This is a genomic window from Streptomyces sp. NPDC086989, from assembly GCF_044745505.1.
In the GTDB taxonomy this organism is placed as follows: Bacteria; Actinomycetota; Actinomycetes; order Streptomycetales; family Streptomycetaceae; genus Streptomyces.
Genome location: NZ_JBIVAL010000005.1, coordinates 424,946 through 439,611 on the forward strand (window position 1 = coordinate 424,946; position 14,666 = coordinate 439,611).

A 14,666-nucleotide genomic window follows, 5' to 3' on the forward strand; every position below is an offset into this window, starting at 1 on the left:
GCCATGGACCGACTGGTTCCGGATCGCTGGCGGTGTGATCGCCCGCGTCACGAGCTGATCATTCGCGCCCGCGTTTGCATAGCCATGCGTTTAAGTGCATACTCTTCCCATGTCTAAGGTTCTCACCTCCCTTCCCGCCGGCGAGCGCGTCGGCATCGCCTTCTCGGGCGGCCTCGACACCTCTGTCGCGGTCGCGTGGATGCGCGACAAGGGTGCCGTCCCCTGCACCTACACCGCCGACATCGGCCAGTACGACGAGCCCGACATCGCGTCGGTGCCCGGCCGTGCCCAGACCTACGGTGCCGAGATCGCGCGCCTGGTCGACTGCCGGGCGGCGCTGGTCGAGGAGGGCCTGGCCGCACTCGCCTGCGGCGCGTTCCACATCCGCTCGGGCGGCCGTGCGTACTTCAACACCACCCCGCTCGGCCGCGCCGTCACCGGCACCCTGCTGGTCCGGGCGATGCTGGAGGACGACGTACAGATCTGGGGCGACGGCTCGACCTTCAAGGGCAACGACATCGAGCGGTTCTACCGCTACGGCCTGCTCGCCAACCCCCACCTGCGCATCTACAAGCCGTGGCTCGACGCCGACTTCGTCACCGAGCTGGGCGGGCGCAAGGAGATGTCCGAGTGGCTGGTCGCCCACGGCCTGCCCTACCGGGACAGCACCGAGAAGGCGTACTCCACCGACGCCAACATCTGGGGCGCCACCCACGAGGCCAAGACGCTGGAGCACCTCGACACCGGCGTGGAGACCGTGGAGCCGATCATGGGCGTGCGGTTCTGGGACCCGTCCGTCGAGATCGCCACCGAGGACGTCACGATCGGCTTCGACCAGGGCCGCCCCGTGACGATCAACGGCAAGGAGTTCCACTCCGCCGTCGACCTCGTGATGGAGGCGAACGCCATCGGCGGCCGCCACGGCATGGGCATGTCCGACCAGATCGAGAACCGCATCATCGAGGCGAAGAGCCGCGGCATCTACGAGGCGCCCGGCATGGCGCTGCTGCACGCCGCGTACGAGCGCCTCGTCAACGCGATCCACAACGAGGACACCCTCGCGCACTACCACAACGAGGGACGGCGCCTCGGCCGGCTGATGTACGAGGGCCGCTGGCTGGACCCGCAGGCCCTGATGGTCCGCGAGTCGCTCCAGCGCTGGGTCGGCTCGGCGGTCACCGGCGAGGTCACCCTGCGGCTGCGGCGCGGCGAGGACTACTCGATCCTCAACACCACCGGCCCGGCCTTCAGCTACCACCCGGACAAGCTGTCGATGGAGCGCACCGAGGACTCCGCGTTCGGCCCGGTCGACCGGATCGGCCAGCTCACCATGCGCAACCTCGACATCGCCGACTCGCGCGCCCGCCTCGAGCAGTACGCGGGCCTCGGCATCGTCGGCACCGCCCACCCCGAGCTGATCGGCGCCGCCCAGGCGGCGGCGACCGGCCTGATCGGCGCGATGCCGGAGGGCGGCGCCGAGGCCATCGCCTCCCGCGGCGAGGTCTCCGGCGACGACGAGCTGCTGGACCGCGCCGCGATGGAGTTCGGCACCGACTGACCGGTGGGCCACGGCCCCGGGCGGTTGGTTCGACACGACGACGGCGTGCGGACCTCCCGGGGTCGTTGTGCGCCCCCGGCCGTCCGGGGTCCGGCGGTCCGCCGACCGCGGGCCGGGCCCCGGGCTCTCCGGGAGGGGCCGCGGGCGCATCGTCGTCGCGGCGGCGGTGGCTGCCGGCGAAGCCGGACAAGGACGGTGGCAAGGCCGGCACGTCGCCCGGGCCCAAGCCGGCCCGGAGCGGTAGCCAAGGGCTGTCCCGTCCTCCCCGGCGTCGCGTGCCCGCCGGGGGTGACGGGCCAGCCCTTAGGATGCGTCCCATGCCGGACGCCTCTCCCCGCCCCGAGCCGTTCACCCCGCAGACCGCCCCCGCGGCCCTCGACGACCTGCGCACGAGGCTGCGGGCGACGCGGTGGCCGGACGCTCCCGAGGACGCCGGCTGGTCGCTCGGGACCGACCTCGGCTACCTGCGCGAGCTCGTCGCCTACTGGGCGGACGGGTTCGACTGGCCGGCGCAGGAGGCGGCGCTCGCCCGGCTGCCGCACTTCCGGGTGCCGCTCGGCGGCCTCGGCATCCACTTCGTGCACGCCCGCGCCGTCGCGCCGGCCGGGCCCGTCCTGCCCCTGGTCCTCAGCCACGGCTGGCCGGACTCGTTCTGGCGGTACGCGAAGGTCATCCCGCTGCTCACCGACCCCGGCGCGCACGGCGCCGATCCCGCCGACGCGTTCGACGTGGTCGTCCCCGACATGCCGGGCTACGGGTACTCCGACCACCCCACCGGTCCGCCCCTCGACGCCGTCGCCGTCGCCGGGCTGTGGGCCGAGCTCATGGGCGTCCTCGGCTACGAGCGGTTCGGCGCGGCGGGCGGGGACGTCGGCAGCCACGTCAGCCGCTACCTCGCGCTCGACCACCCCGACCGGGTCGTCGCCGTCCACCGCACCGACGCCGGCCTGCCCCGGTTCGCCGGCGACCCCGCGGACCTCGCCCCGGAGGAGCGCGCCTGGCTCGACGCAGCCGCCGCGTGGGGCGCGGCGGAGGGCGCCTACGCCGCCGTGCAGAGCACGAAGCCCCAGACGGCCGCCTTCGGCCTCACCGATTCGCCCGCGGGGCTCGCCGCGTGGATCGTCGAGAAGCTCCGGGCGTGGAGCGACTGCGACGGAGACGTCGAACGGCGGTTCACGAAGGACGAGATCCTCACGAACGTCACGCTGTACTGGCTCACGGCGACGATCGGCTCGTCGATGCGCATGTACCGGGCGAACGCCGCGATCCCGCCCGCCCAGCACGCCCGCCGCGTCGAGGTGCCGTCCGGCTTCTCCCTCTTCCGCGGAGACGTCGTCCGCCCGCCGCGCGCCTGGCTCGAACGCACGGCGAACGTCGTGCGCGTCAGCGAGCCCCCGCGCGGCGGCCACTTCGCGCCGTTCGAGGAGCCCGAGCTGTACGCGCAGGAGCTCCGTGCGTTCTTCCGCCCCTTCCGGCAGCTGTAGCGCGGGAGTGTCGTCAGAGCAGCGTCGGCCGCCCGAAGGGCGGGGCGGGCCCCGTCGGCCGGACGGGACTTCGACGACACGACCCGAGGCCCCGTCGGCCGGCCTTCAGGCGGAGGTGCGGCCGGCCGGGCGGCCGTTGGCCGGCGGGTATCCGGGCATCGCCGGCGCCGACGGCCGCGCGGGGGGCGCCGGGGGCAGCGGAGGCAGGGCCGGCTCGTACAGCCAGGCCGAGAACAGCTCGTCGACCGGTTCGGCCGCGTAGCGGGCCACGTGGGTGGTGAAGGCGGCGGTGGACACCACCCCGTGGCGGTGCACGGTGGCCCAGTCGCGCAGCATGCGGAAGAAGGCCTCCTCGCCCAGCGCGCAGCGCACCGCGTGCACGGCGAGTCCGCCGCGCTGGTACAGGCGGTCGTCGAACATCAGCTTGCGGCCCGGGTCGACCAGCCGCAGGTCCTGGGGCTGCGAGGCCAGCAGCCGGTGCGCCGCGGCGGCCTGCTCGTGCGCCGTGCGGCCGCCGGAGCGCTCGGACCACAGCCATTCGGCGTACTTCGCGAAGCCCTCGTTCAGCCAGATGTGCCGCCAGTCGGCGATGGTCACGCTGTTGCCGAACCACTGGTGGGCGAGCTCGTGCGCGATGAGGCGCTCCGAGCCGCGCGCGCCGTCGACGTGGTTGGCGCCGAACAGGGACAGGCCCTGGGCCTCCACCGGGACGTCGAGTTCCTCCTCGGTGACGACCACCGCGTACTCGCCGAACGGATAGGGCCCGAACAGTTCCTCGAACAGGCGCATCATGGCGGGCTGCCGGGCGAAGTCGCGGGAGAACCGCGCCAGCAGGTGCGCCGGCACGGAGGCGCTCTGCGGGACGCCGCCGAGCCCGGGGTCGCCGAGCAGCACCGTCTGGTACACGCCGATGGACAGGCCGACCAGGTAGCTGGACGTGGGCGCGGGCTGCTCGTACACCCACGTGGTCGTGCTGGCCTTGGTCGTGCGCGTCAGCAGCCGGCCGCCGGCCGCCACTGTGTAGGCGGACGGGGTGTTGACCGAGATCTGGTACGAGGCCTTGTCGGCGGGCCGGTCGTTGCACGGGTACCAGGAGGGCGCGCCGACCGGCTGGCTGGCCACCAGCGCGCCGTCGGCCAGCTCCTCCCAGCCGAGGCCGCCCCAGGGGCTGCGGACCGGCTTGGGATTGCCCGCCCAGTGCACCTCCACCGTGAAGGCGGCGCCGGCGGGCAGCGGCTTGGCCGGCCGGATGCGGAGCTTGCCGCCCCGGTGGGTGTAGTGCGGGGCGCGGCCGTTCACCATGACGCGGCCTATCTTGAACTCGGCCAGGTTCAGGTGGAACTCGGTGAGCGGAGCCCGGCCGGCGATGGCGCTCAGCCGGGCGGTGCCGGCCAGCCGGTTGGGGCCGGGCCGGTACTCCAGGGCGAGTTCGTACCGGTGCACGCGGTAACGGGAGTCGCCGTTGGCCGGAAAGTACGGGTCCGATACCGCTGTCTTCTGGCCGTTCATAGTGCCGCTTCCGCTCCCTGCGCTGGTGCTCGGGCCCTGTCAGGTCCGCCATGCCTCGATCGGGTTGCCCAGCCAACGGGTGTCGGCGGGGACGGATTCCCCGGCCATCACGAGAGAGGCGGGCCCCAGCGTGCTGTGGGATCCGACCGTACTCCCGGGCAGGACGATGCCGCCCGGGCCCAGGGTGGCGCCCTCGCGGAGAACCACAGTATCCGTCCTCAAGATCCGGTCGTGGAAGAGGTGTGTCTGCAACACGCAGCCGCGGTTCACGCTGACCGCGTCGCCCAGCACCACCAGGTCCGTCTCGGGCAGCCAGTAACTCTCGCACCACACGCCCCGGCCGATCCTGGCCCCGAGCCCGCGCAGCCACCACGTCAGCAGCGGCGTACCGGGTACGGATCCGGCCAGCCACGGCACGGCCAGGACCTCGACGAACGTGTCGGCCAGCTCGTTGCGCCACACGAAGCCGCTCCACAGCGGGTGCTCTCCCGCCCGGTGCCGGCCGACCAACAGCCACTTCGCGGCCACCGAGACCAGGCACGCGGCCGCGCCGGCGGCGAGCAGCACCGCGCCGGACAGCAGCGCCGTGCCCCAGAGCCCCGGACCGCCGCTGCTCGTGGCCAGCGCGCAGAGCGCCGCCACGGTCAGGACGGCCAGCGCGGCCGAGGAGAACACCGGGACGAGCCGGCACAGCTCCACCAGGCCCCGGGCCCACAGCAGCCGCGCGGGCGGGTCGTAGGTCCGGCTCTGGTCGGCGGACTCCGCTGACCTGGGCAGTCTCACTGGCGGCAGGCCCAGGTACGAGCTGCCCTTCTTGGCCTTCTTCGGGGTCGCCGAGAGCACGCCGACCAGCCCGCCGTCCGGCACCGTACGGCCCGGTGCGGTCATCCCGGAATTGCCGAGGAACGCCCGGCGGCCGATCTCGGAGTGGCCGATCCGCATCCAGCCGCCGCCCAGTTCGTAGGGCGCGGTCAGGGTGTCGTCGGCGAGGAACGCGCCTTCGCCCACCGTCGTGAGACTGGGCAGGGCGAGCACGGTGGACACCTCCGCACCGCGGCCGATCTTCATGCCGAGCAGCCGCAGCCACACCGGCGTGATCAGCCCTGCGTACAGCGGGAACAGCGTTTCCCGCGACAGGTCCATCAGCTGGGTGACCGTCCAGGCCTGCCAGCCGGTCCGGCTGTGCGTCGGATGGGTGCCGGTGCGCAGCCCGAGGCTGAGCAGGCGTACGGAGACCAGCAGCAGCAGCGCGTACGTGAACCCGTACGCGAGCGCCCCGGGCACCACGGCGAACAGGGCTCCGCGCAGCGCCTGCGCCAGTCCCGCGCCGGCGGGCACGAACCGGCTCACCACCAGCAGGGCGGGCAGCGTGGAGAGCACGGGCAGCGCCGTGAGGCCGAAGCCGGCCGCCCCGTAGGCGGCCCGCCAGGGAAGTCCGCGCGGCGGGCGTTCCCTGGGCCAGTTGTGCTTGGCCCTGCCGAGTTTGACGGCGGGCGCCCCGGCCCAGCGCTGGCCGGTCGGGACCTGCCCGGCCACGGCGGAGCCCGGGGCCACCTCGGCCCGCTTGCCGACCCGGGCCCCGGGGAAGAGCATGCTGCGCGTGCCGACGACCGCGCCCGCGCCGACCTTGACCAGGCCGATGACGAGCCGGTCGCCGTCCAGCCAGTGCCCGCACAGGTCGACTTCGGACTCCACGGCGCAGCCGCGGCCGAGCTTGAGCATGCCCGTCACCGGGGGCAGCGAGTGCAGGTCGACGTCGGGGCCGACCTTGGCGCCCAGGGCCCGGGCGTACCGCTCCAGCCAGGAACCGGTGAGCGAGGTCGCGCCGACGCACTCGGCCAGCCGTTCGGCGGTCCACAGCCGCAGGTGCACGCTTCCGCCGCGCGGGTGGCGGCCCGCCTTCACCCCGCGCAGCAGCAGGCGGGCACCGCCGGCCGCGATCGCGAGGCGCCCCGGCGGGCTGAAGAGCAGCACGGCGCCCGCGGCGACGGCCCACCACGAGGCGGTCGGAGCCCACGGGTAGGCCCCGAACCACTGCAGGGCGTTGCCCAGGGCCAGCAGCGCCACCGTCCACCGCAGTCCGACCAGGGTGAACAGCGGGAGCAGGAGGAGCAGCTGTGCCACCTTGGCCCGCCGCGGCACGGGCGCGACGGTCCGGGCCTCGTCGTCGTCCCGTACGGACTTCTCCAGGCGCCTGGCCAGCTTGCGCAGGGTGGGCTGCTGGTAGATGTCGAGGACGGCCGCCCTCGGGTAGCGGGTGCGCAGGCGCGTGGTGAGCTGCGCCGCGGCGAGGCTGTTGCCGCCGATCGCGAAGAAATCGTCGGCGGCGCTGGTCACGGCCACGCCGAGGGTCTCGCTCCACTGTTCGGCGAGCCAGGCCTCGGTGCCGTACAGCTGTTCGGTGGGGCCGGTGGTCTCCAGTTCGGGCAGCGGCCACGGCAGCGCGTCGCGGTCGACCTTGCCGGAGGTGCGGGTCGGCAGCTCGCCGACCGGCGCGAGCAGGGGCACCAGGGCCGCGGGGAGCTCGGCGCGCAGCCGTTCGACGGCCGACGCGTGGTCCCAGCCCTCCTGGGTGACCAGGTAGCCGACGAGCAGCTGGTTGCCGCTGCGCGCCGTGCGGACGGCCGCGGCCGCCCCGGCCACGCCGGGCAGCGCCTGGAGCGCCGCGTCGACTTCGCCCAGCTCGATCCGGCGGCCGCCGAGCTTGATCTGCTCGTCGCCGCGGCCGAGGAACACCAGCCCCTCGGGTTCCGCGCGGACGAGGTCGCCGCTGCGGTACGCGCGCTCCCAGCCGAGCGACTCCAGCGGGGCGTACTTCTCGGCGTCCTTCTCGGGGTCGAGGTAGCGGGCCAGACCGACGCCGCCGATCACGAGCTGGCCGCTGCCGCCCATCGGCACCGGCTCACCGGACTCGTCGACCACGGCCAGCTCCCAGCCGTTCAGCGGCAGGCCGATCCGGATCGGCTCCTCGCCGGTCAGCAGGGAGGCGCAGGCGACGACGGTGGCCTCGGTGGGGCCGTACGTGTTCCAGACCTCGCGGCCCTCGGTGACCAGGCGCTGGGTCAGCTCGGGCGGGCAGGCCTCGCCGCCGAAGATCAGCAGCCGGACCTCGTCGAGGGTCTCCGGCTCCCAGAGCGCGGCCAGCGTCGGAACCGTGGAGACCACGGTGATCTCCTGCTCCACCAGCCAGGGACCGAGATCGGCGCCGCTGCGCACCTGCGAGCGGGGGACGGGCACCAGGCAGGCGCCGTACCGCCAGGCCAGCCACATCTCCTCGCAGGAGGCGTCGAAGGCGACGGACAGCCCGGCCATCACCCGGTCGCCGGGGCCGATCGGCTCCTCGGCCAGGAACAGCGCGGCCTCGGCGTCGACGAACGCGGCGGCGCTGCGGTGACTGACGGCGACGCCCTTGGGCTTCCCCGTGGAGCCGGAGGTGAAGATGATCCACGCGTCGTGCTCGGGGCCGGGCCGCACGGCGGGCACCGGCACGTCCGCCGGGGCGGTGACGTCGATGCGCTGTCCGCCTCCCAGCACAGCCCGTACGCCCGCCTCGCCGAAGACCAGCTCGGCCCGCTCGTCGGGGTCCTCGGCGTCGACGGGCACGTAGGCCGCACCCGCGGCGAGTACGGCGAGGATGGCCACGTACAGCTCGTTGGTGCCGGACGGCACGCGGACGCCGACCCGGTCGCCGAGGCCCACCCCGGCGGCCTCCAGGGCGCGCCTGCGGCGTTCGACCTCGGCGGCCAGGGCGCGGTAGGTCAGCCGGGCGGCGCCGTCGTCCAGGGCGAGCTCGTCGGGGAACAGTCGCACGGACGTCTCGAAGACGTCGACGAGGGTCCGTGTCGGGGCCGCGGGCCCCGCGGAGAACCGGGCGGACTTCCCGGATTCCTCGCGGCCGTCCTCGTCGTCGAGCAGGGTGAGGTCACCGCCCTCAGGTGTGGCTGTCATCTGCCCTCGCGTCTCGCTCCCGGGATACGGCCGCGTCGCCGGGGGAGCCCGGGTCCGCCCGGGTCGTTCCGGTCCAGCGTCGAACAACCTGCCAGTCTAGTGCGGCATCAAGAATTTTCGTGCTGAAGCCTTCCCCCGTGGCGCATAAGCACCGGTGGCGGCCGGATCCGCCGAACCCGGACGCGCCCCGTGATCATGAGGGTTCCGCGCCGGTGGTGACGGTGACGGCGTGGTGCAGGGCGGTGCCACCGGGTGACCGGTCGGGCCAGCGGGCGCCGACGTATCCGTCGGGCCGGACCAGGAGTGCTCCGCGGGGGCCGAGGCCGCAGAACCCGGCGTGCTCCCCGGGCAGGGGCTCGGTGCGCACGGGCCACGACGCGGCGCTCTGCCGTGCCCAGTGGGCGGGGTCCGGGGTGAGCAGGGTGAACCATTCGCCGAACGCGTCGAGCGTGGAACGGCCGTCGGCCAGCCGCAGGTGCGGCATGCGATGACCCGGCTCCGCGGTGGGCACGTACTCCGTGCCCCCCTCGGACGGTTCCAATGCCTCGGGCGGTTCGGGCGGTTCGGGCTGGGAGCCGTCCGCGCAGAGGACGGCGGCGGAGCGGTAGGCGACGCCGAGCACGAGACCGAGTTGCGCGAAGTACCGCTCCGACCAGGGAAGTTCGACCCGGGACCGGGTCAGCGCGCCGGTCCGGAGCTGGTCGCGGCGCCGCTCCAGCACCTCGGCCATGAGCCGCGCGTTGGCGACCGCCTGGCGCAGGGTCCGGTGCGCGACGGGTTCCCGTTCCGTCGCGTACGTCTCCAGCAGGACCGGTGCGGCCCACCCGCGCAGGACGCCCGCCAGCTTCCAGCAGAGGTTGTGCACGTCGGCGATGCCCGTGTTCATGCCCAGGCCGCCGATCGGGGGGACCGCGTGCGCGGCGTCGCCGGCCAGCAGCACCCGGCCGTGCCGGAAGCGCTCGGCGACGAAGGCGCTCATCGCCCAGTGCTGCACCCGCACGACGTCGGCCCGTACGTCGCCTGCGGGGCCGAGGGCGCGCGAGACCAGGCCGGACCAGTCGGCGCGCGCGGCGTCCCCCGGCGTGGGACCGAACCAGAGCCAGCCGCCTTCCGGATGGACCGGGCCGAACGATCCGTGCGCGGTGAAGTAGACGCCGGCGGGCTGCTCCGCGCTCCAGCGCCGCAGGTCCGCGTCGAACACGACGGTCGTGAAATCGCCCATCGAGCCCGGACCGGTGGTGGCGATGCCCAGCCGCCGCCGGACGGTGGAATGCGCCCCGTCGGCGGCGACCACGTAGCGGGCCCGGACGCGGGTGCGCCCACCGCTGCGGCGGTCGACGACCTCGGCCATGACGCTCTCGGGCTCCTCGGCCAGCGCGACGAGCTCGGCCCCGAACCGCACGGGTGCGTCCGCAGCGGCGAGCAGGACGGGCTCCAGCCGGTCCTGCGAGGTGACCACGCCGCGCACGGGGCTTTCCGGCACCGGCGCGTGGACCCCGACCATCGCAGCCGTCGCGAAGTCGTCGTCGTACAGGGTGTCGCGGAAGCGGACCCGGCCGTACTCGGGTGCGAACGCGGCGGCCGAGATCTCGCCGGCCGTCCCCAACTGGCGGAAGATCTCCATCGAGCGCACGTTGACCAGCCGGGACCGGGGGAACGGCGACAGCCCGCCGCCCGCGGTGCTTCTCGACCAGCAGCGTCGGCACGCCCCAGCGTTCCAGCAGGGCGCGGGCGGTGAGCCCGACCGGCCCACCGCCGACGATCAGCACCGCGACCTCGTTGTCCGCCACGCGATCAATCTTCCCCACCCGGTGACCCGTCGCAATCCCCGGCCGTCGGCGTACCGCCGAACGGGGTCAGCCCGCGAGCCGGCCGCGCAGATGGCGCTGGAGCCGGGCGTGGCGGAACTGGTAGACGGCCCCCACCTGGCGCAGGACGCCCCGCCGGTAGGCGTCGTCGAGGAAGGCGGCCGTCGCCCAGGGCAGGCGGCCCGTCAGCGGCAGCCAGATCCGGCTGAGCAGCACCCACTGGCCCCAGGCGGTGAACGCCAGGGCGTACGAGAACGCTCCGGCCAGACCGCCGACGGCGCCGACCGCGAGCCCGTCGGCCATCGGCCAGACGAGAGGGCCGACGACCCCCTGGAGGAGTCCGGTGACCAGCCGGCCGCCGAAGGCGATCACCAGGGTCAGCACGGGTACGAGGAACAGGGCCTGGCGCACCACGATGCTGCGGTTGATCGCCAGCAGGTCCGTCGGGGTGGCCGCGGAGCCCACGTCGAGCGGCGTCTCCAGCGCGGCGGCCAGCCCGAGCACCAGGCCTCCGGCAAGGGCGAACGTCAGCCCGTAGGCCAGCGAGTTGGCGAGTGTCACCTTGATGACCAGCGCGTTCAGCGCCGTCCTGCCACCCGTCAGCTGCCGTCCCGCGGTGAAGGCGAGCCCGCAGCCGACCCCCGTCACGAACCCGCCCAGCAGCCCGGCCGAGCACAGGGCGGCGCACCTGCGGGCGGACCGGCCCACGGCCCGCCGACCGCGCCCCGCCAGCCGCATCCTGACGCGGGACGGTTCGAACACCCCGATCCGGAACACCGACACGAGCCCGTGGACCAGTCCGAAGGCGAGCCCGACCGCCGGGCCGAACAGCAGCGCGTCGAGCAGGCCCGTACCGAGCGCGAAGGTGGCGCTGCGCCCGGCGGCCAGGTTCCTGGCCGGGAAGACCAGCCAGTCGGCGAGGGCGGTGACCAGGGAACAGGCGAGGACGACGGCCAGGACGCGCGCGGACAGCGGCAGGGAGTCGCGCAGCTGCCACCACGCCAGGTCCTGGCGCCCGCACCGGCCGGGCCGGTCCAAGTGCCGGGCGAGGTGGCCCAGATAGCGCCGGGCGCGGTGCGGATCCCAGGAACGGCCCGGCCGGAGCCGCCTGCGGGCACCGGCCGCGGCCGGGGGGCGGCGCCGGTAGACGGTCGGCACGAAGCCGGCGAGCAGGTGCTCCTCGATGGACTCCGCGGTGGGGAAGCGCACGGCGTCCAGCAGCTGCGCCGGGTCCTGTGCCGGGGAGTCGCTGTAGACCGTACGGGCGAGCAGGACCATCAGCGGGGTGCTGAGCACGGCGGCGAGGCGGGCGGCTGCCGGGCAGTCGGGGTCGGTGCGCAGCCGGTCCAGCACCGGATCCCAGGCGGTGGTGGCCCGCCCGTCGGGGTCGGCGGGAGCGGTGGGGCGGGCGGTGCGGGGCAGGTAGTGGACCAGGTCCTCGGTGCTGAGGTCCACGAGTTCTATGCCGGCCGTCCTGCGGAGCACCTCGGAGGCGACGGCGTCGGCGAACTGCTCGGTCCGGCTGGTCAGCAGGAGCGGCAGGGAGCTCGCGTTGAGTTCCCGCAGGGCGAGGCCGAGGAGACCGGTGGCGATCTCGTCGAACCCGTCGAGCACCGGCAGGATCCACCCGGAGTCCACCAGGGCGGCGGCCAGGGACGAGCCGCCGGGTGCGGGGGCGCCGAGGTTCGGGTGGTCGCGCAGCAGGCGGCCGATCAGCCAGTCGCGCAGCGCGGTGGCGGTCGGGTCCCACGAGCCGATGCTGAAGACCACCGGCACGGGCTCGCCGTCGGCGCGCTTGCCGAGGAAGTCCACGACGAACCGCAGGATGAGTACGGTCTTGCCGGAGCCGGCCCGGCCGAGCACGACCAGGCGCCCGGACCGGATGCGCCGGTAGACGTCCGCGATGTCGGCGAGGGCGCCGTCCAGGGACAGCGGGTCGCAGACGGACCCCGGGGGAGTGCCGCGGACGTCGTCCCGGTGGTCCAGCAGGTCCTCGGGAGCCGGACGCCACCGCACGGGCAGCGGGAACGGATCGTGGATCCGGCGCTGTTCCTCCTCGCGGATGCAGCGGCTGTACACGTCGAGGGCCAGCGACTCGGCGACCTCGGTCAGGGCTCCACGGGCGGGTGGCAGCCTGCCGGACGGCTCGGGCGGCTCGGACAGCTCGGGCGGCCCGGACAGCTCGGGCGGCCCGGGCAGGCCGATGCGCTCGGGCCGTCCGGGTAAGGGTGCACGCTCCGCGGGGGGTTCCCCGCCGCCGGTGCCGGTGCCGCGGTGGGCCGCGAGCAGCTCCGCCCAGACCTCGTCGCGGTCGCGCCGCAACGCGTCGGCCAGGGCGTGCGCGACCTGTTTCACGGTTCCCATGCGGGCGTCGGTGGGTTTGCCGGTCTCCATCCGGTGAATGGTCCGCACTCCCAGCCGGGCCCGCTCGGCCAACTGCTCCTGCGTCATCCCCGCTTCGAGCCGTAACCCGCGCAGCAACGCGCCGAACTGGTTGGTCACTTGGACGCCCTTCGCCCCGGCCGCGGTCCTGCCGTCTGCGTCACGGTTCCTGTCGTTTCCCCGTACAAGCACTGTACCCGGGCGACCGGCCACATATGGCCGGTCCCTGGCATGGTGCGCTGACCTGCGCGAACCAGACGATGAGTGCCGGCCGCCGCACTGGCGCGGCGCTCATCCGACCAAGGGAGTTGACCGGTATGTCCACCAGGAAGCCCGGCAGGTTCGCCCGTCGTCTCAAGTCCGTCCTCGCGTCCACGGCCTTGGTGTTCGCCGGCGCGGCCGTCGTGCCGCCGGCCGCGCACGCCGACCCGGTGAACCACTACTACATCGAGATCGGCGGCACCGGAGCCGCGGCGGAAGCGCCCGACTGCACCACGAGCTTTGCGGCCGTGAACCGGCATCTGAAGGGCGGCATCGCCGTTCCGGTCTGTTACGCGGCCAGCGGCGGTCCGTTCGTCGGGAGCCACAACGAGATGCCGGCCCCGTTCGCGCCGAGCTTCGGTGACAGCGTGAACCAGGGCTACTGGAACGCCAAGGCGGCGCTGGAGAGCACGTACCGGGCCGACCCGACGGCCCACTTCACGATCACCGGGTACTCCCAGGGGGCCTGGGTCGGCGACCTGTTGCTCCGCACGATCGCCGACAACGGTACCGAGGTGCCCCGTTCGCAGGTCGACGGGATGCTCTACTCCGACCCGATGCAGCCCGGCACCGGCTTCTGGCACCTGGTTCCGCAGGGGGTCCTCGTCCCGTTCGTGGCCTATTCCCCCGGCACCGGGCCGGAGGAGTTCCCCGGCGTCCCGGTCAGGCGTTTCTGCATCCGGACCGATGGAGTCTGTGACGCGACGTCCCTGGACTCCTTCCCCGGTTTCCTGCAGCAGCACCCCCGCTACTTCCAGGAGGGCAACATCATCGACACCACCCTCACCGACCACGGCGGCTCCGGCACGGTCTGGTACCCGGCCGCCTGAGGGTGACCGGAGTCGGGCCCCGCCACGAGACGGCGGGGCCCGACGGCCGTTCACCCGGGGCGCGTCACCTTCCGGTGGCGCCGTCGATGCGTTCGTGGAGGGGGTCGGCGTGACCGTTGTGCCGGGCGTACCCCGCGCGGCCCTGCGGGGACGACGCCGCCGGCGTCACGGCATGTTCGGAGGATCGGCGTACCGGCCTCGACGGCGCCGGCCGGAGTGATCCGGCGGCGGGCTGAGGTCAAGTCGCCCGGGTGTAGCGCACGTTTCCGCTCCAGATGCGCTCCAGCCGTACGCGCGTGCCGGGCCGTGGGGCGTGCCAGATCTTGTCGTGACCGGCGTAGATTCCCACGTGCGCCATCGTCGAGCCGGCGGGAAAGAAGACCAGATCTCCCGGTACCCGCTGCACGCGCCGGATGTGGCGGGTGTGTTCGTACTGCTCGTCGGCGGTGCGGGGAAGTATCCGGCCCGCCTCTCGGAACGCGTAGAGCGTGAGGCCCGAACAGTCGAATTCCCGAGGCCCCGTCGCTCCGTACACGTATGGAGCACCCCGTTTGGATGCGGCGATTCTGACGGCCTTGGCGCCGTACGGGGAGGCCAGCGCCTCGGCCTGGACGGCTGGTCCGGTCAGGCCGGCGAGGGAGATTATCAGGGAGAACGTGAGAATGGTGGCGACACGGCGGCTCGCCAGGTGGTCGGTTGAACGTTTTCGGGTGTCCGATGTGTTGACGATCAATCGTGATACCTCCGCATTGCGTTGCTGAAACAGTACCGAATGAGGTTCTGCGTCCGTGACATTGCGTAATGGCTCTCGACGGCGGCAAGTTTTTCACTGACCGGCCCGATATTTCGGCCATCGGACACGACTTGAATCATCTCGGTTGAGTAA

8 protein-coding genes and 1 pseudogene are annotated in these 14,666 nt (G+C 73.6%); 3 read left to right on the forward strand and 6 right to left on the reverse strand.

Annotated elements, in window-relative coordinates; translation table 11 throughout:
• The first annotated feature begins 109 nt into the window (after positions 1-109).
• Complete coding sequence (gene argG / locus ACIPK4_RS14725; protein WP_376193246.1) at positions 110-1,558, forward strand: argininosuccinate synthase; 1,449 nt, start codon at positions 110-112, stop codon at positions 1,556-1,558.
• 317 nt (positions 1,559-1,875) lie between these two features.
• Positions 1,876-3,042 (forward strand): epoxide hydrolase family protein, encoded by a 1,167-nt coding sequence (locus ACIPK4_RS14730; protein WP_402312636.1) that lies wholly within the window; start codon positions 1,876-1,878, stop codon positions 3,040-3,042.
• Between the two features lie 105 nt (positions 3,043-3,147).
• On the opposite strand, the gene ACIPK4_RS14735 is transcribed toward ACIPK4_RS14730, so the two are convergent.
• The 5 genes and pseudogenes from ACIPK4_RS14735 to ACIPK4_RS14755 form a co-directional block, all read right to left on the reverse strand.
• A complete protein-coding gene (locus tag ACIPK4_RS14735) occupies positions 3,148-4,551 on the reverse strand; it encodes a M1 family metallopeptidase (protein ID WP_402312639.1) in 1,404 nt (467 codons plus the stop codon).
• Positions 4,552-4,590: 39 nt separating this feature from the next.
• Entirely contained in the window at positions 4,591-8,499 is a 3,909-nt protein-coding gene (locus ACIPK4_RS14740; protein WP_402312642.1) for a Pls/PosA family non-ribosomal peptide synthetase, read from the reverse strand.
• 193 nt (positions 8,500-8,692) lie between these two features.
• On the reverse strand, positions 8,693-10,123 hold the full coding sequence (locus ACIPK4_RS14745) for an FAD-dependent monooxygenase (protein WP_402312645.1): 1,431 nt from the start codon (positions 10,121-10,123) through the stop codon (positions 8,693-8,695).
• A 97-nt stretch (positions 10,124-10,220) separates the two neighbouring features.
• Positions 10,221-10,307: pseudogene (locus ACIPK4_RS14750) on the reverse strand (hypothetical protein); the annotation flags it as partial.
• A gap of 48 nt (positions 10,308-10,355) precedes the next feature.
• On the reverse strand, positions 10,356-12,809 hold the full coding sequence (locus ACIPK4_RS14755) for a helix-turn-helix domain-containing protein (protein ID WP_402312648.1): 2,454 nt from the start codon (positions 12,807-12,809) through the stop codon (positions 10,356-10,358).
• 197 nt (positions 12,810-13,006) lie between these two features.
• Between ACIPK4_RS14755 and ACIPK4_RS14760 the strand changes: the two genes are divergently transcribed.
• Positions 13,007-13,780 (forward strand): PE-PPE domain-containing protein, encoded by a 774-nt coding sequence (locus tag ACIPK4_RS14760; RefSeq protein ID WP_402312651.1) that lies wholly within the window; start codon positions 13,007-13,009, stop codon positions 13,778-13,780.
• Between the two features lie 238 nt (positions 13,781-14,018).
• On the opposite strand, the gene ACIPK4_RS14765 is transcribed toward ACIPK4_RS14760, so the two are convergent.
• Complete coding sequence (locus tag ACIPK4_RS14765; RefSeq protein WP_402312966.1) at positions 14,019-14,468, reverse strand: C40 family peptidase; 450 nt, start codon at positions 14,466-14,468, stop codon at positions 14,019-14,021.
• Positions 14,469-14,666: the final 198 nt, after the last annotated feature.